Consider the following 25113-nt stretch of genomic DNA (forward strand, 5'->3'; position numbering starts at 1 on the left):
GATGATCCGCGTAGAAGAGGCCAGGCAGTTGTTACTAACGATCGTTCGGTCGATGCCGGCTGAAGTTGTCAGTCTGCGGAACGCTATCGGTCGTGTCTTAGCGGCTGATATACGCGCACCCCTCCCGATGCCGTTGTTCGATCAGTCGGCGGTGGATGGTTATGTCTTATCATCAAGGCGTTTGCCGGATGGAAGTTACCGGGTCGTGGGGATGATTCGCGCAGGAGATATTCCGCCAAAGACGATTCAGTCCGGGCAGGCCTATCGCATCTTTACCGGTGCTGCTGTTCCGCCACGGGCCTACGGCGTCGTGATGCAGGAGCATGTGCAGACTACCGGTGAACGGTTAGACGTTCCAGCGGATCGTATCGTGCAGGGTTCACACATTCGAAAGAAGGGTGGTCATTTCAAGAAAGGGGCGGTCGTGCTGCAACGGCCCGCGCTGTTGAATGCCGCCGCCATCGGGTTACTGGCGTCGCTGGGAAAGCAGACTGTGCGCGTCTATCGCAAGCCGGTGATTGGATTGCTTGTGACCGGCAGCGAGTTGCGAAAGGCGGGAACAGTCTTGCGGGAAGGGGAGATCTACGAGTCCAACTCTTCGACCCTCATCGCTGCCCTGGAGTCGTGTGGTTATTCCGTAAAGCAATTGGCATTTGCCCGTGACCGCATGGCGGAGGTTGAGCGACAGGCAAAGCGCCTGATGAAAGTGTGTGATGTGGTGCTTTTTTCCGGTGGGATCTCGGTGGGGGATTTCGATTTCGTATTGCCGGTCCTCGGACGCCTTGGGGTGAAGCAATTATTCTACAAAGTCGCCCAAAAGCCCGGAAAGCCGCTCTATGCTGGAAGTTTGGGGAGGAAGATCGTGTTTGCACTACCCGGCAATCCAGCATCCGCCTTGGTTTGCCTGTACGAATATGTCCTGCCAACGTTGGATGGGATGCAAATGAAGCCGCATCGGGGCCTTGTGCAGGTCGGGTTGCCGTTGGCTTCGGAATTATCCCTGAAGGCGGACCGTGACCAGTTTCTCCGGGCTCGTGTTGTGCATGGGCATGTGGAGGTTTTTACGGCGCAGGATTCGGATAACCTGCGTAGCTTCGCGGAGAGCAATACCCTGGTGTTTGTACCGGCCGGTGTGTCCCGGTTAAGTGCCGGAGAGCAAGTGATCGTGCACTTGCTGCCGCAACAGGAGATTGTTGCATCTAATTCGTGAGACCATGCGGGTTCGATTATTCGGAATGTTTGCAGAAGCGTTGGAAGTTGAAACTGTTACGGTGAACAGTTCGGGAACCGTGGCAGATATACGCAAGGCGTTGCTCGACTTTCATCCGGTGTTTCACCAGGTTCCGTTTCGTATCGCCGTCGACCGACGCCTTGCATTGGAAAGCGTACAAGTCAGCGAAGATCAGGAGGTGGCCGCGTTGCCACCATTCTCAGGAGGTTGAGTCATGGAGCAGCTGTACAAGGATCGTTATGCGCGGCAGGAAGCCTTGCCGGAGATCGGCAAGGCGGGGCAGTCGCGACTTGCACGGGCCAGTGTTCTGGTTGTTGGAGCAGGCGGACTGGGTTGTCCGGCTTTGCTTTACCTCGCCGGTGCAGGGTTTGGGCGTATCGGGGTCGTGGATCACGATCAGGTGGCAGCGAGCAATTTGCCCCGGCAGATATTGTACCGGGAAGCGGATCTTGGCAGGAACAAAGCGGAAGTTGCGGTTCAGCAGCTTCGACAGATCAATAGCACGCTTCAATACGAAGCGATCCCGGAGCCGTTGCATGCCGGTAACGCGAAATCCCTTATCCAGGAGTATGAAATCGTCTTGGATTGTACGGACGATTTCGCGACGCGTTTTGTGATCAATGATGTTTGCCGCGAACTTCAGATGCCCCTGGTTTACGGCGCTTTGCATCGCTACCAGGGACAGGTTTCGGTTTTTCATTGTTCCGATGAACGCGGAATGCGCTTTGATTACCGGGAATTGGTTCCGTCGGTTCCGGACCCGTCTGCAGTGACCAGTTGCGAACAGGATGGCATTCTGGGAACGGTCGCCGGAGTGATCGGTACCATTCAAGCGGAGCAAGCCATCAAGATCATCTGCGGTATGGGTGATGTTCTTGCCGGTAAAGTCCTCCTATTGGATCTTCGGCATTATACAACCAATCTGCTGGAGTTATCCGGTTATTCAAGGCCGGAAATTTCTCCCGCGCACGGTTTACAGCAAGCCCTGCCACATTTGTTTGACGTTTCAATCGAGGAATTGCCCGCCGGTTCGTTCACCTTACTCGACGTACGCGAATCGAATGAGCAGATGATTGAAGCGAATGCGGTGAGCCTGCCATATTCCGATCTGGACGAAGGTTACCGGCAGTTGGATCCTGCCACGACCTGGTTGGTGGTGTGTGAGAGCGGACTGCGCAGTCGGGCCGTAACCGCTTGGTTGCGCAGTAAAGGCTTTGAACGTGTTTTCAGTCTTAAGGGCGGTCTCGCAGAACTGCAAAGCCACCATCGTGTCTAATCTGTCCCATCATGAATCCGTCGGAAAAGAAGAAGGTGAGTTTATTCTTGGAAGGTCCCATCCATCCCGAATTCATCGCTGCTTCAATCGCGAAGCATCAGGCGAAGACCGGTATCGGGGCGCATGAAATCTTCCTTGGGCAGATCCGTGCGGACAAAAGGGGAACGAAAACGGTGGAGGCGATCGAGTTCAGCGCTTATCGTGAGATGGCCGACACGGCTTATCAGGAGTTTCGGGAGCAGTTGTTCGCGCGTCATTCCATCACCTGTATGCATGTTTACCATTCGCTTGGGCGGGTGCGTGCAGGAGAGTTGAACCTCTTCGTTTTCGTTTCCGCTGAACGTCGTGTTGCGGCCATGGATGCCTGCCGCGAACTGGTCGAATGGATCAAGAAAGAGCTGCCCGTCTGGGGGAAGGAAGTCCTTTCTTCTGCAGCCGGGGAGTGGAAAGTCAATACCTGAAACGAGCATGATCGATATCACCCATAAGAGTAATACGCTACGCTATGCCCGGGCACAGGCCGTGGTGCGCGCGAGCGACCCCGCGACGCTGCAGGCAATTCGCGAAGGGAAAGTGCCCAAAGGCGACGTGCCGGCAACCGCCAAGGCGGCAGCCTTGTTGGCGATTAAAAGGACAAGTGATGTCATTCCCGATTGTCATCCGTTACCGGTTGAATTCGCGGATGTCCGGTTTGAATATTCCGAATTGGAGCTCACGATTATCGTGGAAGTGAAGACGATTTACAAGACCGGCGTGGAGGTGGAAGCGATGCATGGAGCATCGGTTGCCGCGCTGACTGCCTATGATATGCTGAAGCCGCTGGATAAGGGAATCGAGATCGCACAGGTCAGGTTGCTTGAGAAGCGGGGCGGTAAGACCGAGTTCAAGGAAGCCTACCGGAAGTCGTTGACTTCGGCCGTCGTTGTTTGTTCCGATTCCGTTTCCGCGGGCCGGAAAGAGGACGAAGCCGGTAAGGCTGTACTGCGTCGGTTGGAGCAGCTGCAGGTTCCGGTAACCGGTTATCACATTATCCCCGATGAAGTGGAATCGATCAGGGCGTTGGTGAAACGTTTGGCCGGTGATGGGAACGATTTGGTCGTGTTGACCGGCGGCACCGGCTTGTCCCCGCGCGACGTCACCCCGGAAGCCTTGCAGCCGATCCTCGACCGGACGATCCCCGGAATCGCCGAGGCGATGCGAACGCACGGTCAGGAGCGCATGCCGTACGCGATGTTGTCGCGCAGTCTGGCCGGTTTGATCGGCCGTACGCTGGTGTTGGCATTGCCCGGATCAACGCGGGGAGCGGAGGAAAGTATGGATGCTTTGTTTCCGCATGTGTTGCATATCTTCCGAGTACTCGAAGCATTGTCCCACGAGCCTGAACAGGTTAGAGCCAAGTCCTGAGCCGCGATGCTGACCGATACGCATAACCGCAAACACGACTATCTGCGCATCTCGCTGACCGATGCCTGCAACATCCGTTGCACGTATTGTATGCCGGAGCATGCCGTGTTCGCCGCGCGGGAGCATTTGATGCGTTCAGATGAGATCATCGAGTTGGCATCCTGCTTTGTCCGATTAGGTGTCCGCAAGATCCGACTGACCGGAGGAGAGCCGTTGGTGCGTCCGGATCTCAGTGCCATTCTCCGGGGCCTTGCTTTGCTGCGGCCGGCAGGTCTGGAAGAACTGACGATGACAACGAACGGCATTCGCCTACACGAAGTGGTAGACGAATTGGAGAATGCCGGTATGCGTTCGGTGAATGTCAGTCTGGACACCCTGATGCCGGAGCGATTCAGGGAAATCACCCGTCGGGATGATTTTCATCGCGTGTTGTCGAACATCCATTTGCTTCTTGATCGCAGCTTTCGTGTGAAAGTGAATGTGGTTGTCATGAACGGTGTGAATGACGATGAGGTCGTGGACTTCGTTACCATGACCCGGGATTACCCGTTGCATGTGCGCTTCATTGAGTACATGCCGTTTGAGGGGAATCGCTGGACCGACCGGCGACTGATCAGCAGCAAGGAGTTACTGGAACGTGTTTCGCAGTTCTATTCCGTGGAGCCCCTGGAACGTAATGCCCACGATACATCCCGTGCTTTCAAAGTCATGGGCTACAGCGGCACTTTTGCCTTCATCAGTACGATGAGTACGCCGTTTTGCGGGGATTGTAACCGGCTGCGGCTGACCGCCGACGGTAAAATGAAGAACTGTCTTTTCTCGAAAGGGGAGACCGATCTGCTTTCCGCTTTACGAAATGGAACACCGGTCGAAGTGTTGATCCGTGAAAACCTCTCGGGAAAAGCCGCGCAATGGGGCGGACAGGACCTGTACGGACCGACGCAAAACCGACCGATGGTATCGATCGGTGGTTGAAATAATCAATTAAGAACTTCTTCGAATGTATTACCAGCTTTCAGGTCGCCGGACTCATAGCCGCGTTTAAACCAGTACATCCGTTGCTCGGAAGTTCCATGGGTGAACGCATCAGGAACGATATAGCCTTGTGCCCGCTTCTGCAGCCGGTCGTCGCCTACGGCGGAAGCGGCACCCAATGCTTCTTCGATATCGCCTGGTTCAAGTACGTTGTTCATCTGCTGGTTGTAGTGCGTCCACAGGCCAGCGTAGAAATCGGCTTGCAATTCGAGGGCAACGGAGAGGCGGTTAGCGCCTTTTTCGTCGGTCCTGGATTGGAGTTGCCGAACCTTATCGGAAGTGCCCATCAGGTTTTGGACATGATGACCTACTTCGTGTGCGATCACATAGGCCATTGCGAAGTCGCCGCCGGCACCGAGGCGGTTTTTCAATTCCTCGAAGAACGCGAGATCGAGGTAAACCTTATTGTCGGCCGGGCAATAGAAAGGGCCTACGGATGAACTCGCGTTGCCGCAACCTGATTGTGTCGCGTTGGAGAACAGCACCATCTTCGGCGCGTCGTAGGTAGCGCCGTTTTCCCGGAAGATTTTCGTCCAGACATCCTCGTTATCCGCGAGGACCACTGAAGCGAATTTCGCGAGTTGATCTTCCTCCGGGCTGGTGGCGCGTTGTTCGGTCGGAGCAGCCTGTTGTTGCAATTGGTTGAGCAGTTCTCCCGTGTCACCGCCCATGAAGGCGTTGATCAGCAGGATCACCAGTCCGATGAGTCCGCCGCCCACGGCGACCGGTCCGGCCATGCCGCGACGGTCTTCAACGTTTCCGCTTTCCCTTCTTCCGAGCCATTTCATGGTGGTAGCTGATTAGATGGTTTAATATGGAGTCTTATCGGGTTTGATGATCCAATCGCGAAACACCTGCATGGCGTCGGGATCGGGCGTATGGATCATTGTGATCTTGCGTTCGGTGGGTAGCACGTTGATCTCTTCGTAAATGAACGCGTCGTCGAAACCCGCTTCCGCGGCTTCGTGGCGGGTGTTCGCATAAAAGACCCGGTCGGGTCGCGCCCAGTAGATGGCGCCAAGGCACATGGGGCAGGGTTCGCAGCTGGTGTAGATGTCACAGCCGGTGAGTTGGAAGGTGCCCAGGCTGCGGCAGGCATCGCGAATGGCGACCACTTCGGCGTGGGCGGTAGGGTCGTTGGTCGAGGTCACGCTGTTGGAGCCACGGCCGACGATCTTTCCGTCCTTGACGATCACACAACCGAAAGGCCCACCCTGGTTGGTGGAAGAACCGTTCCGGGAGAGCGCGATCGCTTCCTTCATGAATGGGTTGTGCTGCTGTTCAGGCATAGTCAGGAAAAGCCGGTGGAACTAGTCGCCGGCGCCGTGAAAATACGATTTCCCTGGCAGAAGCATCCCGCCAGCTCGACTGTGTTGCCTATTTTTATGCCAACGATCTTCGTCATGGACGTCCTGGAACAATTGCATGCTGCCCGCCAGCGGGCCGAAGCGGTCGCGCTGTGTGTCGTGGTGCAAGTGCATGGCTCTACGCCGCGAGCCGCAGGGGCCAAGATGCTGGTCTATGCGAACGGAGTTGTTGAGGGCAGTATCGGTGGCGGAGAGTTGGAGAAGCAAGTGATCGCCGACGCGTTGCGATGCCTCGAAACTCGCCGCCCTCATTTTCGTCGTCACGATCTTCTGCACCAGCACAATATGTGTTGCGGCGGGAGTGTCGACCTCTACATTGAACCCATCATGCCAAAGGAACGACTTTACATTCTCGGCGCCGGCCATACCGGCCACGCGCTGGCGCGACATGCGGTCAGCCTGGACTTCGAAGTCTTTGTAATCGATGACCGGAAGGAGTACCTGGATCAGATCCATGTTCCGGGAGTGAACAAGCTGCAGGCCGACTTCAGTGCGGTACTTCCCAGTCTGCCATTCGACGCCCATACGTACATCGCGATCATGACGTATAGTCATCCGATCGACCGGGACCTGTTGTCATATTGTGTGAAGCAACCGTTTGCCTACCTCGGGATGATCGGCAGCGAGCGCAAGGTGGAAATGACCAGGAAGTTGTTCGCAGAAGGGCGTATTGCATCACCCGAACTACTCGACCGTGTCGATATGCCGATGGGACTCGATATCGGAGCCGAGACACCGGATGAGATCGCGGTGAGTGTGTTGGGGAGGATGGTCGGGGTGAGGAGGAGTGGGGGGGGCGGTAGGCGGTAGGCGGTAGGCGGTAGGCGGTAGGCAGTAGGCGGTTGGCTTTTGGCTTTTGGAATTGTGAAATTGAAATTGTTGCGTTTAGGAGGGGCGGTAGGCGGTAGGCGGTAGGCAGTGGGCAGTAGGCAGTTGGCATTTGGAATTGTGAAGTTGAAATTGTTGCTTTTTGGATGGGAGGGCAGCTTTTTGAAAATGGGGCCTGCGCTTTTCGTTGGTTATTATCAAATGTCCCTATTTTATTGGTTGTGCATTCTTGGAAGGTGTCGTCATTTTGCTTTGATGAGTCATAAAAAACTTTTAGCCTTTCAAAAGGGATTCGAGTTGGCCATGGAAATATTTCGCTTAACTAAATCATTTCCGAAAGAAGAGGTTTTTGCTTTAACGAGTCAAATCAGGAACTCTTCAAGATCTGTCTGCGCAAATTTGTCGGAAGGGTACAGAAAAAGAACTTATAGGGCGCACTTTATGTCAAAGCTTACTGATGCTGACATGGAGAACTCTGAAACCGGTGTTTGGTTGGATTTCGCAATGGCTTGCGGATATCTGAACCAGGAAAAGTATCAGGCATTAATTCGTGATAATGAAGCCATAGGCAGATTGATTGGCTACATGATCAATCATATCGACGAATTCAGAAGATGAGTTCTGGAAAATTGATTCAACCCAAGCATCAACCAAACGAACGGCGGCCCCACGCACCGCCCACCGCCCACCGCCTACTGCCTACTGCCTACCCCTCCTCCCTTGCAAGATCCGATAGAACGAGCGGCTGCGGATTTCTTCGAGGGTTAGGCCGGTGACGAGGGCTTCTTCTTCGCTGATGGCGCCGGAGTTCAGGGCACGCAGGAAGTAGTTGAGCAGGCCTTGTCCGGTTGCTGCATCGTCGAAGATGTCGCCGGACAGGGTGGCTTGAGCCGCCTTTTCGACGAAGTGCCGAAGCCGGATGGCAGCGTCTTCGTAGCTTTCGAGGAAGAAGGTGTAAACGGCGGCGTAGCGCATCGGGAGTTGTGCGGGGTTGAGGTCCCATCCCTGGTAAAAGCCATTCACCAATGAATGGGTGGAGTGACCAAAGCAGAGCTTCCAGGCGCGGTGCACAACGCGGGTATTCTCTTCGTGCTGTTCGGGCGTCAGATTATCTCCTTTGTGCGGGCCGATCGGCATGACATTCGTGGCTCCATCAGAGAGAAAGATGCCGGTGCCGGTGAGGGCGACTTTCGTCATGTGATGCGCGAAATCGCAAACCGGATGGTCCATTGTCTGATAACGTGCGGTGATGTTGCAGGAAGCGGTGTAGTCGTAGGTGCCGAAGTGGGCGGCGATACAACGTCCTTCTCCGGCCATGATGAGTCCGCGCAAGGGGTTGCGGCCGTCTTTGTCCATGATTGCCTGCGTCGCCTCCACCATCATTTCCATCTTGAGGCTGCCTTCCTGCATCCGGAATTGTGCTTCGATGAGTTTGAAGCATGCCACCAGGGCGCGGATCTGTTCCGGGATGGTCACCTTCGGGAGCATGACGACAAAGTTGTCGGGCAGTTTACCGTTGGTTTCCGTGAGGAGTGCGGTGAGGAACAGGTCGAGGGTGCGTACACCCCGCGCTTTGAGGTCTTCGGTGAACGGTTTGATGCGGATGCCGATGAAGGGCGGCAAGGAATTTTCGCGCATCCCTTTAGCCACTTCCGCGGCAGCCTGGATGGCCGTTTGGTCTTCTTCTTCGTCCGGGCGATTACCGAAGCCGTCTTCGAAGTCGATGCGGAAATCTTCGAGGGCTTCCCGTTCGAGTTTGGCAATCACCTTTTCATAGACCGTGTAGGGTAGCCAGGCGGGGTGTTTCTTTCGATCTGCAGGCGCCATTTCGCCCAGCTGTTTACTGAGCGTTGCAATGCTGGTTGCGTCGGTCGGGAGTGATTCGTGACCGGTAAGACCGAGGACACGTGCGAGCACGGTGAAATCGGGTGCATAGGTTCTCAGGCTGCGCAGTGCGATCTCGCCCATGCGGCGTGCAGAGTCGTAGCGGAACAGGTTGGCGCCGCCATAGACGGTATGAACCGGTTGACGGTCGGGTCGGTCGCCGGGGTACACCTTTTGAAAAGCCAGGTTAGCCTGCCGAAGTTCGTCGAGAATAGCGTTTCGCGTATTGGTATCAAGGGTGGTTTTCATACGAGCGGGAGGATGGGATTACTTGAGCAGTTCGATGAGCAGCACGATCATTATTGGGGCTATCAGCAGGAGCACCAGGATCGCATAGGCCTGCCGGTGTGCGAAATTCAGGGTGAATCCGGCTGCAGAATTTTTTTTCGGTGCCCACACGCGCGGATCTTCGCGGTTGTGATAGCACCAGCCCCATTTCCAGGGATCATGAACCGTTTTGTGCCGTTCGCTCATGTTATGATGTGCAGGATGATGGTCAGCTTCCGCGATAGGTAGAATATCCGTAAGGACTGAGCAGGAGGGGAACGTGATAGTGTGAACTATCCCGTAGATCGAATACGACCTCCACCCATGGATAGAAGCCTTGTACATTGGTTCGTTGGAAATAGGTCGCGGTTTCAAAGCGCATCCGATACGTTCCGGGCGGGAGGACACGGTCGGGTAGTACGAATCCCGGGATACGGCCGTCGTTGTCGGTTTCTCCCTGCGCGACGCGTTCCCAATGATCGGGTCCGGTACGTGCCTCGAGCATGACTGGGATGCCGGAAGCCGGCTTGCCGGTCGCGGTATCGAGTACGTGGGTGGTGATCTGACTCATGCGATTAGTTTTTGGAGTCGAAGCAAGGTGATCTTGAGTTGTTCTCCCGCGGCGATGTTCAGTTCGGTTGTTCGGTCGTTCGCTAGCCGTTGCTGCAACAGGTCAAGCATTTCATCAGCACTTTTACCGTTAGCGCAGACGATGAAAATGAAGCCGAACTTCTTTTCGTACTCGTCATTTCCTTTGGCCAGCGCTTCGAGCGTTGACTGTGATGCGTTGCCGACAGCAGCTTGTTCTTTTCCGGCGAGGTGGCTGGTGGATGCGAACTTTTTTGTCAGGCTATCCAGGTCGCCGATTTTCGGATGATGCGAGAACGCTTCCAGCCAGTCGGATGCCGTTGTGGTGGACCATGCCTGCTCCGCAACCTGCAAACAACTGGCTGTGTCGCGGAATGGGCGGGCAGCCAGCATGAGCGACACCCAGCGCTGCGCGCCACAGCAATTGTGCAGCGTCTGGCGGGCTTCATTTTCCGGCAAACTATTGAGGGCTTCGAGCGACATGTGATCAGGGCTTCCCAATAGTTCCGAAGAGTCGCAGACGGCTTACACCTCCGTCCGGATAGATATACAGGTGGACGTGCGAGATCCGCTGGTGCTGTTTAATTTCCGACTTGTAGGTATGTTCGTGATCCGCCTGTAGCTTTTGTCGTGGGAGCAATTCGGTCCACTGGATCTTGTCGTCAGCTAAATCGGGGTCCTTGCCCTCCGGCAGATAGCAGCCTTCCAGCGAACAGCCATCGGGGTAGTTTCCTTTGAAGTGGCAGGTGTCCACCAGAATTTCATCAATCGTTCCGGGATGTGCCAGTCGGATGATGACCCAATCGCGGTTGTTGGGTGTTCGGTTGCGTTTGGTTTCCCATCCGTCTCCCATGTTCACCCCGCGGCCGGGCATGAGGAGGTTGTCCATGTGGGAGAAGAACATGTCGTTGCACAGGATCGCCTTGGCGCCGTTCAGGGCGGAAGCCAGGTCGACGCGATCATTACTGCCGACTTTGCTCCAGTCCTTTTTCACCTCCCCGTACACTTTGAGTCGGGCGACTCCGCCATCGGGATAGATGTGCAACTTGACGTGCGTTACCAACTGTTGGTGATCGCAGGCGTAAAAATTCTGACTGCCCGGTTGAAGCGGGGACTTGGGTAAGATCTCTTTCCATTCCACGGCGGCGGAATCAAGAACAGCGGCATCGGGGAAGTCGGGGCGATAGCAGGCTTCGATGGAAGCGTGTGGTGGATGGTTGCCCAGGAAGTGGTTGGTGTCGATGTCGAAGCCGCGTACGATGCCCGGCGCGCCTAAGCGGACGATGCACCAGTCGTGGCCGGGAACACGTTTCCTGCGCGACTCCCAACCGTCCATCCACTTGCCGCGGTCGGTGTATTTGTCGGGGATGAAGATGCCGCGTCCCGATTTCACCAGATTTTCCTTCTCGGCGAAAAAGTCGTCGGTACACAATAGCGCTTCGGCGCCCAATTGGGCGGCGGCCAGGTTGATCAGTCTGGTAAAGGCCGGTGCGTCGTGCTGGTTCATGCCTGGTGTAGAAGAATTTTTCCGGGTGGCGAAGATACGAACCCGCCACGGTCGTATGCCAGTTCGCCATTAACCCAGGTTTGCTCAACCACGCCGAAAACCATCTCGCCTTCGTAGGGGGTGACTTTGTGACGGAACTGGATGTTGTTCCGGTTGATCTTCATTTTCTTATCCGGGCTCCAGATGACCAGGTCCGCATCGGCTCCGACCTGGATGCGACCTTTTTTAGGCAAGCCTAAAAAATCGGCTACCCGTGTACTCATCCAGGCGGCGACCTCTTCCAGGGTGTTCTTGCGTTGTTTGGCCAGCGTCCAAACGACCGGTAAGGAGAACTGGATGGAGGCAATGCCGCCCCAGGCCGCTTTCAGATCGCCGGAGTCGAGCTCTTTGGTTTCCGGAGGAGCGGGTGAGTGATCGGTGACGATGAAGTCGAGTGTGTGATCCGTCAAGGCATCCCACAACAGCTGGTTGTTCGCGGCATCGCGGATCGGTGGCGCGCATTTGAAGCGCGTGTCGGCGTCGGGGATTTTTTCCGAGGAGAAGTAGACGTAGTGCGGACAAGTTTCTGCAGTGAGCGGCAAGCCTTTGGCGCGCGCCTCGCGGATCATCGGTAAAGCCGAGGCGGAAGAAAGGTGGACGATGTGCGTCCGAACTTTGTGTTTTTCACATAAGGCGATCAACTGTCGTACCGCTTCATCCTCCCAGGTGTTGGGTCGTGAATGCAAGTAGGCATTATAGGAGTAGTGGTCGTCCTCCAATTCCGCCTGACCCGGATGGGAGTTGTCGAGTTCCGCATGGGCCAACAAGGGCAGGCCGAGTTTAGCCAGGATCGGCGCGACGCGGTCGAGTTCCTTCATCGAGGTTTCCGGAAATTCATCGATCCCGGAATGTGTGAGGAATACCTTGAAACCAAGCACACCGGCCTTGGCGAGCGCTTCGAGTTGATCGGAATTGCCGGGTACAATGCCGCCGTAGCATCCGAGGTTCACCATCAGTTTTCCCTGTGCGGCATCGAGCTTGGCTTGTAGCGCTTTGGTGTTGGTGGTGACGGGTGAGGAGTTCAGCGGCATATCCACCAGTGTGGTGATACCGCCGGCTGCAGCGGCTTTGGTCATGGACTCAAAGCCTTCCCAGTCGGTTCGACCCGGCTCGTTGATGTGTACGTGCGAATCGATGAGTCCGGGCATGATGAGGGATTCGCCGGCTTCGATGAACGGGAAGCCTTTCGGTGCGGACCATTTCCCGGGTTCGATCGACAGGATGGTTCCATTCCCGATGAGTAAGGTCACGTCCCGGATACCGTCGGGCAGGAGCACCCGTTTACTGTGAATGGCTTTTTCGGCTTCCATGTTTTCTTATTGTAAGGAGGCTCCCTGGTTGATCCAGTCTCCAATGAGTTGGCGTTCCGCCTCCGTCATGCCGGTCTTATTCGCCTGGGGCATGGTGTGCGTTTGCACGGCACGTACGAGAATCCGGTCGGCCATTTTTTTGATCTGATCCGGGGTGTCGAACATGACGCCATTCGGCGCGATTTTCTGTACGTCGTCGGTCGGCTTCGCGGAATGACAGGATATACAACGCTCTTGAAAGATGGGAGCGACCTGAGAGAAGGATACAGGCTTACCGCCGGTTGTTGAAGGCTTCGGGGCGGTTACGACAATCAGCGCGAATAAGGCGATGGCGGCAAGTGGTAACATGCTGGCTGCATGGATTCCTTTTTCATGCAGATTGATGTAGTGACGAACCGCCACGCTTCCCAGGGTCAGACCCGCAAGGATTGCCCAGTTCCAGGCGCCTCCGTAGGTGACGGGGAAGTGGTTGCTGATCATCACATAGATGACCGGCAAGGTGATGTAGTTGTTATGCAGCGAGCGAAGGCCCGCAAATTTTCCCAGCGTCGGGTCGGGTGTTTGTCCGCGACGCGCCGCGGCTACCAGCGCTTTCTGGGCAGGAATGATCACGAAGAAGACATTGCCGGCCATGATGGTGCCCAGCAGCGCGCCGATGTGCATAAAGGCTGCTCGTCCGCTCAGGTAGCGGGACAAGAGCCAGGCCAGTAAGACCACGATCATGAAGCCGATTACTGCAAACAAGCTCTTTCTTTCCAGTAAAGGTGACTTGCACAGCGCGTCGTAAATGAACCAGCCTGCAAAGAGGGATCCAATTCCTATGCCGATTGCTTGCAGGGGACTGATGTCGCGTACCGCAGGGTCGACCATGAATGCCTTGGCGTTGAAGTAGTACACGATCGTCAGCAGCAGCATACCGGTCAGCCAGGTGAAATAGGCTTCATACTTGAACCAGTGGAGTTTTTCCGGCAGTTTTTTGGGGGCGTTTTTATACTTCTCTACATAGTAGAATCCCCCACCGTGAATGGCCCAGAGGTTGCCGGCGAGTTCATCGCGCAAGTCCTTCGTGCGGTTGAGACTGTTTTCGAGGAAGATGAAATAGAAGCTGGCGCCGATCCAGGCTACTCCGAGTACTACGTGTGCCCAGCGAACGATGAGGTGCAGCCAGTCGAGGAGATGGGGTTGCCAGCCCAGTGTGCCGGCACCTTGCCACAGCAGGTATCCCAGCGGCAGGAGGATGGCTGCTCCGACCAGCACATTTCGCCAGGAGCGGATCGTGTTCAGGTCCTCTTCCAGTTCGTCTTTACGCGGATCGGGTGTTTCGGTCTGTTGCATAATCTGCAGCCGAAAGTTACGCTTCCCGTCTATACGGCTTACCGCCCTGCCGACCGAAGTTTTTCAATGGATAGCAGGATAACCTCGTTGGTCGCCGGTAAGCTGAATTCCGGTTCCTGGCGATGATGCCCGACCGACGAGACGGCGTCTTTGATCGCCAGCCAGGTTGCAAAGGCCAGCATGAACGGAGGTTCGGCCACCGCTTTGCTACGTCGGATGGCACGGGGGTTTGGATAGCCTTGCAGCAACTGCACCCGAAAATCTTCCGGCATATCGCCGAACGCCGGGATCTTGTAAGTGTCGGGGGAGTGGTTGAGCAGATTGCCGTTTGCGTCGTGCTTGACTTCCTCCGTCGTACACCAGCCGAGGCCCTGGATGTAGGCGCCTTCCACCTGGCCGATGTCGATGCGCGGGTTGATCGATTCACCGACGTCGTGTAGAATATCAGTACGAAGGTGGCGCACGTATCCAGTCAGGGTATCGACTTCCACTTCGCTGACGGCCATGCCGAAGGCGAAGTAATTGAACGGCTTCCCCCAACCTTTTTGCTTATCCCAACCGATATCCGGGGTGCGGTAGAAACCGGTCGAGGAGAGGCCAACCTGGTGAAGGTGGGCAAGGCCGGTCGTTTCCGAAAAAATCATGCGGTGTTTTTCGGGATAGCGTTCATCGAAAACGATATCCGCCTCGATGCGCACGTTGGCAGCGGAAACGGGCAGGTCCGGGTTTCTGCGGGTAAACTCTTCCGCGGCGAATTTGCAGAGCCGTTGTTTGAGTTGGTCGACCGCGTGCTTTACCGCCATACCGTTCAGGTCGGTGCCGGCCGAGGCGGCGGTAGCCGACGTGTTGGGTACTTTCGATGTGTTTGTCGCGTTAACTTTTACCCGCTCCATGCTCACGCCCAGTTCGGCCGCGGCGATCTGGGCGATCTTGGTGTTGAGGCCCTGGCCCATCTCCGTTCCGCCGTGGTTGACCAACAGGGTGCCGTCGGTGTAGATGTTGACGAGTGCTCCGGCCTGGTTGAGGAAGGTGGTGGTGAACGAGATGCCGAATTTGACCGGGGTCATGGCGATGCCTCGTTTCAGGAACTCGTTGCGTTCGTTGAAGGCATGGATCGACTCCCTTCTTATCTTATAATCCGATGAACGTTCGAGCTGTTCGCAGATGACATGGATACGGTTGAGTTCAACCTGCTGGCCGAAGTGGGTGATGTTGCGGAAGTCCTCCCCGTAAAAATTCTTCTTTCGAACGTCGAGCGGATCCATGCCGAGGTGACGGGCGATGCGGTCGATGATCGCCTCCATGCAGGCCATCCCCTGCGGACCGCCGAATCCCCTGAATGCGGTGTTGGAAGGCAGGTTAGTACGATAGGCGCGTCCGGTTACGCGCATGTCGGGGATGTAATAGGCGTTGTCGGCATGCAGCATCGCACGCTCGAGGATGGCCATGCTCAGGTCGGTCGCGCATCCGGCGTCGGAATGTTGTTCTACATCGAGTGCCAGCAGTTGTCCTTCGGAGTTGAAGCCGACTTTGTAGTGGAAAAGAAATGGGTGCCGCTTGCCGGTGATCTTCTGGTCGTCGTCGCGGAAGAGGCGGATTTTCACCGGGCGTTTGGTGTGATTGGCGAGCAGAGCCGTCCAGGCGGCGGTGTGGTTGGCTTGCGTTTCCTTGCCGCCAAAAGCTCCTCCCATCCTGCGCACCTCCACGACCACCTCGTGTTTCGGGAGACCGAGCACTTCCGCTACAACCGCCTGCGTTTCGGAAGGGTGTTGTGTAGAGGAGTAGACCGTCATCTCTTTTCCTTCACCCGGGATGCAGAGCGCGGATTGTGTTTCGAGGTACCAGTGTTCCTGGGCGCCGGTAGTCAGCGATCCTTCCAGCCGTAGTGGCGACTGTTCGAGGCCTTTTTGGATATCGCCGCGGTGCATGATCCGTTCGGGTGCGAGCAGTGTCTTGCGGGCGATAGCGGTAGGCAGGTCAAGGACCGCTTCCAGTGGTTCGTAGTCGATGCGAATGCGTTGTTCGGCTGCCCGGGCGATCGCTTCCGATTCGGCCGCGATGAGCGCGATCGCTTGTCCGATGCAGACCACTTCCCCGTTTGCAAGGCAGGGCTCGTCGTGAATGACAGGCCCCATCTGGTTTTCACCGGGAATGTCGTTCCAGGTCAGGACAGCGTGTACGCCCTCCAATTGTCGAGCTTCCGTGGTGTCGATGGAACGGATGCGAGCATGCGCGTAGCGACTGTACACGACACGTCCGTGCAGGACATTTTCCGGAACCGCTATGTCGTCGATGTATACACTCTTTCCTGAGACATGGCGAACGGCGCTATCGTGGTGAACGGAGTATGGGTTCATTCGGCTGTCGGTGTTCATTGTACAAACTGCGCCGCAGTTTCGGACCAGAATTTCAGGAGGAGGTTACGAGCCGCGAGCCGACGGAATTCAGCGCCTGAGCGCGCGTCGGACAAGGGCGTGAAATGGTGGTAGACGACTTCGGCGGCAGCTTGCGCATTCGTTCTGGACCAGGGTTTACCGATCAGCAGATCTTCCGCGGGGAAAACCCGCTGCGTGGATGCGGCCATACCGCCGAAGGCGATGACGGCTTCCTGCACCGTATCGCCGACGATGCGAAGCCGAAAAGCGCCGCTCACTGTAGCAATGTCGAGGTCTTTCCGTTTGGAAACTTTATAGGCACGAACAAGGTCGTCGGGTCCGGGCAAGGGGATGGTGAGTGCAGTGATGAGTTCGTCGGGTCGGCGAACGGTTTGCCGGTAACCGGTGATGTAACGGTCCATGGGGATGTCGCGTTCACCCTGTGTGCTGGCCAGGTGAATGGAAGCTCCGTAGGCGAATAACAAGGGTAATGTGTCACCGATGGGCGAAGCAGAACCGAGGTTGCCGCCGATGGTGGCGAGGCTGCGGATCTGGCGAGAGCCGAATACATCGAGGATAGCTGCGAGTGCCGGAAGCTGATCCCGCACGGTCCGGCGAATGGATTCGAGCGAACAGCCCGCGCCGATTCGGATGTTGTCGGGGAGGATTTCGATACGGCGAAGCGCATTGATTCCGGAAAGATCCAGCAAGGCCGGCAACACCTCGTGAAGTTTGGTGACACGAAGCGCGAGGTCGGTAGCGCCATTGAACGGAAGGAGCGACGCGTCTTCCGCGATGGATGCCAGCGCCGCTTCGAGGCTCATGGGTCGCAGGTACCGTTGGGTGGACGTCTGGATGAGCAGTGGATTCGCTGAGGCAGCCAGTTCACGCAAGGCCGCGATGGTAGCTGGTTCTTGCGAAGCAATCGTATCGGCTGCCGGTGCGGCACAGGAGCGCGCCGCTGCTTCAGCGATCGGGCGGTATCCGGTACAGCGGCATAGGTTGCCGGTCAGCGCATCGCAGGTTTCCGTACGATCCGGGTTGGCGCCTTGCTTGTACAGCGCAAACAAGGACATGATGAAGCCGGGAGTACAGTAGCCGCATTGGCTTCCGTCTGTATCGACCATGGCTTGCTGCACCGGATGTAAGTCATCCTTCGTCTGCGGATGGTTGGAGAGGCATTCGACGGTGATCAGTTGTTTGCCGTCCAGCATGGGCAGGAAGACCAGGCAGGAGTCGATAGCCGTGTATCGGATCGTATCATCGTCGGACAGTTCGCCGATCACAACGGTACACGCGCCACAGTCACCTTCCGCGCAGCCCTCCTTGGTGCCTTTCGTATCCGGCCTGGAACGGAGCCACTGCAGGACGGTGGTAGTGGGAGACAGGTTTTCCCTGTTCAGATCGATCTCGACCGTGTTGTTTTGAAAAAAGAAGCGAATGATGTTCCTCAATGTTGATGACAGGTATAGGCAGTAAATTTAAGGTATTCGGTCAAACTTTTACTGCTATCCAGGTTGCGCTTAGCGTGCAGTTGTTTTTAAAAAGCGTCTCGCTTGGACATTCAGATGCAGGCGTTTTCAAAATCCACCATCGGAAAATTGTTCGTTACATGAAATGAACAGCTGTTGATACTAATCAGTGCTCCAGTATATCCTTGCAAACGACTGATAGTAGCGAACTTCCGGTATTATCCCTGAATAGTATCATCCATCCTTCTTCTCCTTTCATGGATCATACAAGATTGCGTGTTTCTTTCGTTGACGAATACTGAACGAGAAGGAACGCGACGCGTGATCGGTTTTACTGATCCCGGTCCGGAACAGCTGTAACTGCGACGATTACTGTTCCGGCCGCCACCAACGCGCCGTCATTTTCCACCCCCGAATGGGTTTCTTCCGAGCAGTGGTCATCTCTGCAATTTACCCCCGCGCTGCGCACGACAGGCTGTTTTCCTGTCGCTGAAGTTGTCTTACCCTATACTAACCCATAACACCATCACTATGACAACACGGCGTTTATTGATCGGATTGATCTTCACCTCATTTCTCGGGCTGCTGCTCCTGGATGCCAGCAGGAATGAAGTTCAATCCAAGGAAAATGGCGCACCGGCCGGATATACCGGTTGCGCAAGCGATTACAGTGGTCGGACCTGCGACAACTGCCACAGCGACTATTCGGTTGCATCCGTCAATGGTTGGATCACGTCCACTGTTCCGGCTGCCGGGTACACACCCGGAGCAACCTACACCATTACCGCGACGGCAACCGGAGCAGGATTTCCGGTCTACGGTTTCGAAGTAGCGCCACTTGGCGCCGCAGGAGCGTTGGTCGGAACGCCGCTAATCACCAATACAACCGATACAAAACTCGTAAGCTCGAAGTATGTGACCCATACCAGCGCCAGCATCAGTGGTAGTGGTAGCCGGTCCTGGTCCTTCAACTGGACGGCTCCGGCAGCGGGCACCGGTTCGGTAACATTCTATGGCGGTTTCCTGTTGGGCGATGGAGACGGAGGCGAAGGAGGTGATTATGTCAAGACCAGCACCCTGACGGTGACGGAGGCTAGTTGTACTTCGCCTTCGCAGCCGGGAGCGATTTCCGGCAATGCAGCACCGTGTGCCGGCGCGTCGGTTACGTATAGCGTGGCCAGCGTCAGCGGTGCGACTTCGTACTCCTGGAGCTTGCCGGGCGGCTGGTCGGGTAGTTCAACCACGAACAGCATCACCGTAACCGCAGGCAGCACATCCGGAACGGTGGCGGTGGCTGCGGTGAACGCGTGTGGTACTAGTCCGTCGAGTGCCGTGGGAGTGGTCATCAGCACGGCTACGACGCCCACCATCTCCACCAGCGGATCGACCACCTTTTGCCAGGGCGGTAGTGTGACACTAACTTCTTCAGCGGCGAGCGGCTACAGTTGGAGTCCGGGTGGTCAAACCACGCAAAGTATCACGGTGACATCGGCCGGGACGTACCGTGTGACGGTAACGAATGCCGGTGGTTGCACGGCCTCCTCTTCGGCCACCACCGTGACGGTAAATTCCGCTCCGACAGCCACGATCACCGCGGGCGGACCAACGACCTTTTGTCAGGGAGGAAGCGTTACACTGACTGCTTCAGCAGGCAGCAGCTATCTCTGGAGTCCCGCTGGTCAAACAAGCCAAAGCATCACAGTCAGCGCTGCAGGCAGTTATGCAGTAACCGTTACGAATGCCTCCGGCTGCTCGGCGACCTCTGCGGCGACAACTGTTTCGGTTACCCAGCAGGGAACCGCATCCATCACTGCCAGTGGCCCCACCACCTTCTGTCAGGGAGGATCGGTTACCTTGAACGCGTCTTCCGGCACGTCCTACCTCTGGAGTCCGGGTGGTGAAACCACGCCGAGTATCAGCGTATCCAATGCAGGGTCCTACAGCGTGACCGTGACCGGTACCGGCGGTTGTACAGGCACCTCCAGTCCGACGACCGTAACGGTCAACGCGCTGCCAGTTCCCACGGTGAGTGCCGGTGGTCCGACCACCTTCTGTCAGGGCGACCAGGTCGTACTATCTGCCAGTGGCGGTACCAGTTATGTATGGAGTCCGGGTGGAGCAACTACCAATAGCATTACCGTAACCGCTTCCGGCAATTACTCGGTCACCGCGACGAATGCGTCGGGTTGTACTGCTGTATCCAATGGTACGGCTGTAACGGTAAATGGCGCACCGACAGCCGCAATAACAGCGAATGGTCCAACGACCTTCTGTCAGGGCGGAAGTGTGACGCTGACGGCAAGTGCCGGAACAAGTTATCTCTGGAGTCCGGGTGGTGAAACCACGCAGAGCATTACCGTCGGTTCGGCGGGGTCTTATAGCGTTACGGTTACCAATGCTGCGGGGTGTTCCGCTTCTTCCAGTCCTGAAGTCGTTACCGTTTCCACGACCGGCGTCGCCACGATTACGGCCAGCGGCTCGTTGGCCATTTGTGACGGCGGTTCGGTTGTTTTGACCGCTTCATCGGGTAACTCCTATTCCTGGAGTCCGGGTGGAGAGACCACGCAGAGCATCACCGTGAGTGCTGCTGGCAGTTATGTAGTAAGTGTAACCGGTGGATGCTCGGGTGTGTCTGACCCGGCAGTTGTTACCGTGAATCCGAATCCGGTCGTGACCATCACCGCCAGTGGTGCTACCACGGTGTGCGCCGGCGACCCCCTGAGTCTGAGCGCGTCGAGCGGGGCCAGTTATCTGTGGAGTCCGGGCGGGGAGACAACGCAGGATATCCAGCCGGGTTCAAGCGGTAATTATAGTGTCACGGTAACCGATGGAAACGGTTGTTCCGGTACTTCCGATCCTACATCGGTTACCATCAATCCGCTTCCCGTCGTTGGTTTAACCGGTCTCGCGCCTGTGTGCGATACGGCCGCTGTGTTCGCTTTAAGCGGAGGCTCACCAGTTGGAGGAACTTACAGCGGTACCGGCGTGAGTAGCGGCTCCTTTGATCCGGCAGTGGCCGGGGTTGGGAATTCCGTTATCGCATACAGTTATACCGATGCTAACGGATGTTCCGCATCGGCCAGCACCTCGATCGCGGTTCAGGATTGCAACAATGGAGGCGGCGGGTGTACTGCTCCGCCAAGCAAACCCCGTTACCTGATTGGCCCTCGGATCATATCGTGCGGTCAGACCGGGATCGTGTATTCGGTTCCGACGGATACGGCTGCAAGCTCGTATGTGTGGTCAGTGCCGACGGGAGCAGTGATCGTAGCTGACAACGGGAACTCGATCACGGTGGATTTCCCGGCCGGCGCCCAAACGGGTGATATCTGTGTTACAGCCGTCAATGCCTGCGGCAGCAGCGATCCTTTGTGTCGCACGATTCTGGTCGGCGGACTGTATACACGCAGGATCCGGGGTCCGCAGGAAGTTTGCCGGACGGATAGTTCGGTCACCTATTACATTCCGCAAGTGGCGGGTGCCGTTTCGTATAACTGGACAATCGGCGGAAATGCCGGTATGACGGTCAGCGGCAACAACGTGACGATCAACTTCAGCAGTTGCACACTCAACTGGGTGGTGCTTCGCGTTGAAGTCACCAATGCCTGCGGGGATGTGCGCAGCCGGTCCTTGTGGATCCACGTACGTGACTGCAATGGCGGCGGCCATGATGACGATGACGACCATGATGACGATGATGATGGTGACGGGCATCATGGCGACGATGATCGTTTGCTGAGTCCGTTCGCGAACGTCACCGCTAGTCTGGAATTGCAGGTGTTCCCAAATCCTTCGGCGGGTCTCTTCATGGTGGCAGTACCGGAAGGTAACGCCGGAACGGTTCGGGTGACTGTAGTCGATCTGAGTGGTAAGGAGCTCTACCGTGCGGAGCAAACGCTTGATGCAGGATCGCAGCAGTTGCAGATCGACGGTAATGCTTTTGCGCCGGGTGTTTATTTCCTGCGCGTTGAGCAAGACGGCGCGGTAGGCAACGAGCGCTTCATTATCGCACGTTAAGTACTTTGTTCCTGTTGATGTTAGCGGCCTGCCCGGAAGGGTGGGCCGTTTTTTTTAGGGGCGAGGGACGAGGGACGAGGGGCGAGGAGCGGGATGCGAGGTGCGTGGTGAGGGGGGGATTCGTAATTTGTAATTCGTAATTAGTAATTGGTAACTAGTTACTAGTAACTAGTAACTAGTAACTAATAACTGGTAATTATTAATCACTCATCACCAATCACCTTTCCCTGCCTTCCAACTCCGCGTCACCGCTGTTGTGGGTTAGCCCCGGCTGAGGGAGGCTGGTAACAGCTGGGAGCAGGATTTGTCGGTTCCTGTGCCGAGGGAAGACGGGACTGGAGGTGAGGAGCGGCTGCCCGCGGTGCTCCTAATTATTAACAACTTACACGCAGATCGTTGAAAGCCTAAGCCTTAGCGGAGCTTCGGGAAAGGCCTGAATCATTTGAATTTTGGCAGATTCCTCGTAGGTTTGAGCGGTAGCTGATTAATCCGGCGATTCAGGTATGGGTCCATTTTCCATGATTCTGCTGGCCATCTGCGGTGTTGCATTCGCAGGGGGCGGTATTTTGTTGTCGAAGGTGCTGGCGAAGGCTGTGCACAATCCGCAGAAAGGCGAGACCTATGAATGTGGTGTTCCGACGCAGGGTCGTTCGTGGATCCAATTCAATGTCGGGTACTACTTGTTCGCCCTGTTGTTCCTGATCTTCGATGTGGAGTTGGTTTTCCTGTATCCGTGGGCGGTTGTGGCGAAGGCGGAAGGCTGGCTGGCCTTGATTCAGGTGGTGATCTTCCTGTTCATCTTGTTTCTCGGTTTCCTGTACGCGCATAAGAAAGGGGCGTTGAAATGGATGTGAAGCGTCCGATGGATCCGTTTCCGGGAGCAGTTCATCCGACTCCTTCGGGTGGCGTATTGCTGAGCAAGCTCGACGATGTGATCAACTGGGCGCGATCGAACAGTCTTTGGCCGTTGGTCTTCGGGACGAGTTGTTGCGCGATCGAGATGATGTCGACCGCTTCGGCGAAATACGACTGGTCGCGTTTCGGGTTCGAAGTGGCGCGGGCCACGCCGCGGCAGGCGGATGTGATCATCATTGCCGGTACGATCGTGAATAAGATGGCTCCGGTGTTGAAGCGCCTGTACGACCAGATGCCCGAGCCGAAATACGTGATTGCCATGGGCGCCTGCGCGACATCGGGCGGGCCGTTCTTTTATAATACCTACAGCGTGGTGAAGGGTGCGGATCATGTGATCCCGGTCGACGTGTACGTGGCCGGTTGTCCGCCGCGACCGGAAGCGCTGTTGCACGCCTTGATCACCTTGCAGGCCAAAGTTAAAGCCGGCGGCAAGCGGGAGCGTATTGATATCGCGGACATTCCTAAACCCATGGAACGCCTGTGACGAACGAGGAATTTCAACAACATCTGGAAGGGCTGTTGCCCGGACTAGTAACCGAGCAAGTGGGTGGGTGGTTGCACGTGCAGCTCTCACCTGAACAGTGGTCGGCGATGGCCCCGCATTTGAAAAACGACCCGGCGCTGCGACTGGATTTCCTGTTTTGTCTGACCTGCGTGGACTGGAAGACGCATTTGTCTGTCGTATACCATCTCCGCTCGACGGAGTTAGGGCATACGCTGGTTGTGAAAGTGAAGTTGGAAGACCGGGAACATCCGGAGTTGTTGTCCGTGTGGAATCTGTGGCGAACAGCGGAGTTTCACGAGCGGGAAGCCTATGATCTCTTCGGGATCCGCTTTGTGGGTCATCCCGATCTGCGGCGGCTTTTCATGACAGATGACTGGAAGGGATGGCCGTTGCGGAAGGATTATGTGGATGAGGTGAATATGATTAAGCTGTAGGGTGGGGGATAGCGAATAGCGAATAGCGAATAGTGAATAGTGAACAGTGAACAGTGAACAGTAAATAGTGAATAGTGAATAGTGAATTCTGCCTGCTGATGTTTTAGGGAAGACAGGAATCTTGAAACACGAAACTCGAAACACGAAACTCAGAACCCGGAACCCACTTGTATGCTTGAAGAAGTAGGCACGACTGATCAGGGGGACCTCATTATCAATGTGGGGCCGCAGCATCCTTCTACGCACGGGGTGTTGCATCTGGTCATTACGCTGAATGGGGAGACGATCCGGAAGATCGAACCGCATTTGGGTTACATCCACCGGTCGATCGAGAAGATGTGTGAGAGCCTGAGTTTCCGGCAGTTCATCTACTCGACCTCGCGGATGGATTATCTGTCGTCGCACATCAACAATCACGGATGTGCGCTGGCGGTAGAGCAGGGGTTGGGTATTGAAATTCCGGAGCGGGCGCAGGTGATCCGGGTGATCATGGACGAGTTGACGCGTCTGGCATCGCACCAGTTGTGGTGGGGCGCCATGGCGATGGACGTGGGGGCGATCACGCCGTTCTTCCACGCCTTCCGGGAGCGGGAGATGATCAACGACATCATGGAAGAGACCTGCGGCGCACGCTTGACCATGAATTACATGGTGCCGGGCGGTGTGATGTTCGATCTCCATCCGAATTTCCAGCGGAAAGTCAGGGAGTTTCTCCGATTCTTTGAATCAAAGTTCGACGAGTACGACGAGTTGGTCACGCATAACGTGATTTTCCAGTCGCGGATGAAGGGAGTGGGCGTATTGTCGAAAGCCGACGCGATCTCCTTCGGTTGTACCGGTCCGGTGGCACGTGCCTCCGGTGTCTCTTCCGATATCCGGAAACTTTACCCGTACGATTGCTACTCAAAGGTGCAATTCGACGAAGTGCTGGAAACAGACGGCGATTGTTTTGCCCGCTATCTGGTCCGCATGGGCGAGATGAAGCAATCGGTTCGCATTCTCGAACAGTTGATCGATAACATACCGGACGGTGACTTCCAGGCCAAAACCAAGGCGGTGTTGAAGTTGCCGAAAGGCGAGTATTATTCGACCGTAGAGACGGCGCGTGGTGAATTTGGGGTCTATATCATCAGCGAGGGCGGCATGACCCCGTATCGTATCAAGTTCCGTTCGCCGGGATTTTCGAATTTGTCGGCCTTGGATCATATGGCCCGCGGATCGAAGATCGGGGATATGGTGGCGATCATGGGGACGTTGGATTTGGTGATACCGGATATTGATCGGTGAGGAGTTGGCAGTGAATAGTGAACAGTAAACAGTGAAC

24 protein-coding genes are annotated in these 25113 nt (G+C 56.1%); 13 read left to right on the forward strand and 11 right to left on the reverse strand.

Features of this window, described 5'->3' with window-relative positions; translation table 11 throughout:
* Position 1: 1 nt before the first annotated feature.
* Genes IPJ96_05495 through moaA form a run of 6 tightly spaced genes read left to right on the forward strand, consistent with a single transcriptional unit; the run spans position 2 to position 4886 of the window.
* A complete protein-coding gene (locus tag IPJ96_05495) occupies positions 2 to 1210 on the forward strand; it encodes a molybdopterin molybdotransferase MoeA (GenBank protein MBK7909802.1) in 1209 nt (402 codons plus the stop codon).
* Between the two features lie 4 nt (positions 1211 to 1214).
* A complete protein-coding gene (locus tag IPJ96_05500; GenBank protein ID MBK7909803.1) occupies positions 1215 to 1442 on the forward strand; it encodes a MoaD/ThiS family protein in 228 nt (75 codons plus the stop codon).
* A gap of 3 nt (positions 1443 to 1445) precedes the next feature.
* Positions 1446 to 2507 carry a HesA/MoeB/ThiF family protein gene (locus IPJ96_05505; protein MBK7909804.1) on the forward strand — a complete coding sequence of 354 codons (1062 nt, stop codon included), beginning with the start codon at positions 1446 to 1448 and terminating at the stop codon, positions 2505 to 2507.
* 11 nt (positions 2508 to 2518) lie between these two features.
* Positions 2519 to 2968 carry a molybdenum cofactor biosynthesis protein MoaE gene (locus tag IPJ96_05510; GenBank protein MBK7909805.1) on the forward strand — a complete coding sequence of 150 codons (450 nt, stop codon included), beginning with the start codon at positions 2519 to 2521 and terminating at the stop codon, positions 2966 to 2968.
* Between the two features lie 7 nt (positions 2969 to 2975).
* Positions 2976 to 3911 (forward strand): bifunctional molybdenum cofactor biosynthesis protein MoaC/MoaB, encoded by a 936-nt coding sequence (locus IPJ96_05515; GenBank protein ID MBK7909806.1) that lies wholly within the window; start codon positions 2976 to 2978, stop codon positions 3909 to 3911.
* 6 nt (positions 3912 to 3917) lie between these two features.
* Complete coding sequence (moaA, locus tag IPJ96_05520) at positions 3918 to 4886, forward strand: GTP 3',8-cyclase MoaA (protein ID MBK7909807.1); 969 nt, start codon at positions 3918 to 3920, stop codon at positions 4884 to 4886.
* A 5-nt stretch (positions 4887 to 4891) separates the two neighbouring features.
* Here moaA and IPJ96_05525 read toward each other — a convergent pair whose 3' ends face one another.
* Positions 4892 to 5734 carry a neutral zinc metallopeptidase gene (locus IPJ96_05525; protein ID MBK7909808.1) on the reverse strand — a complete coding sequence of 281 codons (843 nt, stop codon included), beginning with the start codon at positions 5732 to 5734 and terminating at the stop codon, positions 4892 to 4894.
* A gap of 21 nt (positions 5735 to 5755) precedes the next feature.
* The gene (locus tag IPJ96_05530) at positions 5756 to 6235 is read right to left on the reverse strand and encodes a nucleoside deaminase (protein MBK7909809.1); all 480 of its coding nucleotides are present in this window, start codon (positions 6233 to 6235) and stop codon (positions 5756 to 5758) included.
* Positions 6236 to 6331: 96 nt separating this feature from the next.
* On the opposite strand from IPJ96_05530, the gene IPJ96_05535 reads away from it, so the two are divergent.
* Both IPJ96_05535 and IPJ96_05540 read left to right on the forward strand, forming a co-directional pair.
* Positions 6332 to 7123, forward strand: coding sequence for an XdhC family protein (locus IPJ96_05535; protein MBK7909810.1), 792 nt, complete (start codon positions 6332 to 6334; stop codon positions 7121 to 7123).
* Between the two features lie 273 nt (positions 7124 to 7396).
* Positions 7397 to 7759: a four helix bundle protein gene (locus tag IPJ96_05540; protein ID MBK7909811.1), complete on the forward strand. Its 363-nt coding sequence runs from the start codon at positions 7397 to 7399 to the stop codon at positions 7757 to 7759.
* A gap of 81 nt (positions 7760 to 7840) precedes the next feature.
* Here IPJ96_05540 and IPJ96_05545 read toward each other — a convergent pair whose 3' ends face one another.
* The 9 genes from IPJ96_05545 to xdhA are packed head-to-tail and all read right to left on the reverse strand — an operon-like array spanning position 7841 to position 17900.
* Positions 7841 to 9274 carry a phosphoenolpyruvate kinase gene (locus IPJ96_05545; protein ID MBK7909812.1) on the reverse strand — a complete coding sequence of 478 codons (1434 nt, stop codon included), beginning with the start codon at positions 9272 to 9274 and terminating at the stop codon, positions 7841 to 7843.
* 18 nt (positions 9275 to 9292) lie between these two features.
* The gene (locus IPJ96_05550; GenBank protein ID MBK7909813.1) at positions 9293 to 9499 is read right to left on the reverse strand and encodes a hypothetical protein; all 207 of its coding nucleotides are present in this window, start codon (positions 9497 to 9499) and stop codon (positions 9293 to 9295) included.
* Between the two features lie 22 nt (positions 9500 to 9521).
* Entirely contained in the window at positions 9522 to 9863 is a 342-nt protein-coding gene (gene uraH, locus IPJ96_05555) for a hydroxyisourate hydrolase (protein MBK7909814.1), read from the reverse strand.
* Complete coding sequence (uraD, locus tag IPJ96_05560) at positions 9860 to 10363, reverse strand: 2-oxo-4-hydroxy-4-carboxy-5-ureidoimidazoline decarboxylase (protein MBK7909815.1); 504 nt, start codon at positions 10361 to 10363, stop codon at positions 9860 to 9862. The genes uraH and uraD overlap by 4 nt, the downstream gene beginning before the upstream one ends.
* 4 nt (positions 10364 to 10367) lie before the next feature.
* The gene (gene alc / locus IPJ96_05565; protein MBK7909816.1) at positions 10368 to 11387 is read right to left on the reverse strand and encodes an allantoicase; all 1020 of its coding nucleotides are present in this window, start codon (positions 11385 to 11387) and stop codon (positions 10368 to 10370) included.
* Positions 11384 to 12736 carry an allantoinase AllB gene (gene allB, locus IPJ96_05570; protein ID MBK7909817.1) on the reverse strand — a complete coding sequence of 451 codons (1353 nt, stop codon included), beginning with the start codon at positions 12734 to 12736 and terminating at the stop codon, positions 11384 to 11386. The genes alc and allB overlap by 4 nt, the downstream gene beginning before the upstream one ends.
* A 6-nt stretch (positions 12737 to 12742) precedes the next feature.
* Positions 12743 to 14071, reverse strand: coding sequence for a urate hydroxylase PuuD (locus tag IPJ96_05575; GenBank protein MBK7909818.1), 1329 nt, complete (start codon positions 14069 to 14071; stop codon positions 12743 to 12745).
* A gap of 38 nt (positions 14072 to 14109) precedes the next feature.
* Positions 14110 to 16428: a xanthine dehydrogenase molybdopterin binding subunit gene (xdhB, locus tag IPJ96_05580; GenBank protein ID MBK7909819.1), complete on the reverse strand. Its 2319-nt coding sequence runs from the start codon at positions 16426 to 16428 to the stop codon at positions 14110 to 14112.
* Between the two features lie 14 nt (positions 16429 to 16442).
* On the reverse strand, positions 16443 to 17900 hold the full coding sequence (gene xdhA / locus IPJ96_05585) for a xanthine dehydrogenase small subunit (protein ID MBK7909820.1): 1458 nt from the start codon (positions 17898 to 17900) through the stop codon (positions 16443 to 16445).
* Between the two features lie 549 nt (positions 17901 to 18449).
* Between xdhA and IPJ96_05590 the strand changes: the two genes are divergently transcribed.
* From IPJ96_05590 to IPJ96_05610, 5 genes are all read left to right on the forward strand, one after another.
* Positions 18450 to 21935, forward strand: a complete 3486-nt coding sequence (locus tag IPJ96_05590) for a T9SS type A sorting domain-containing protein (protein ID MBK7909821.1) — start codon at positions 18450 to 18452, stop codon at positions 21933 to 21935.
* Between the two features lie 503 nt (positions 21936 to 22438).
* Positions 22439 to 22789, forward strand: coding sequence for an NADH-quinone oxidoreductase subunit A (locus IPJ96_05595; protein MBK7909822.1), 351 nt, complete (start codon positions 22439 to 22441; stop codon positions 22787 to 22789).
* Complete coding sequence (nuoB, locus tag IPJ96_05600) at positions 22780 to 23334, forward strand: NADH-quinone oxidoreductase subunit NuoB (GenBank protein MBK7909823.1); 555 nt, start codon at positions 22780 to 22782, stop codon at positions 23332 to 23334. Before IPJ96_05595 ends, nuoB begins: the two co-directional genes overlap by 10 nt.
* A 107-nt stretch (positions 23335 to 23441) precedes the next feature.
* Positions 23442 to 23789, forward strand: coding sequence for an NADH-quinone oxidoreductase subunit C (locus tag IPJ96_05605; protein MBK7909824.1), 348 nt, complete (start codon positions 23442 to 23444; stop codon positions 23787 to 23789).
* 171 nt (positions 23790 to 23960) lie between these two features.
* Positions 23961 to 25076 carry an NADH-quinone oxidoreductase subunit D gene (locus IPJ96_05610; GenBank protein ID MBK7909825.1) on the forward strand — a complete coding sequence of 372 codons (1116 nt, stop codon included), beginning with the start codon at positions 23961 to 23963 and terminating at the stop codon, positions 25074 to 25076.
* Positions 25077 to 25113: the final 37 nt, after the last annotated feature.

The sequence above is a fragment of the Bacteroidota bacterium genome (assembly GCA_016713765.1).
GTDB classification, from domain to species: Bacteria; Bacteroidota; Bacteroidia; order AKYH767-A; family 2013-40CM-41-45; genus Pollutiaquabacter; species Pollutiaquabacter aromativorans.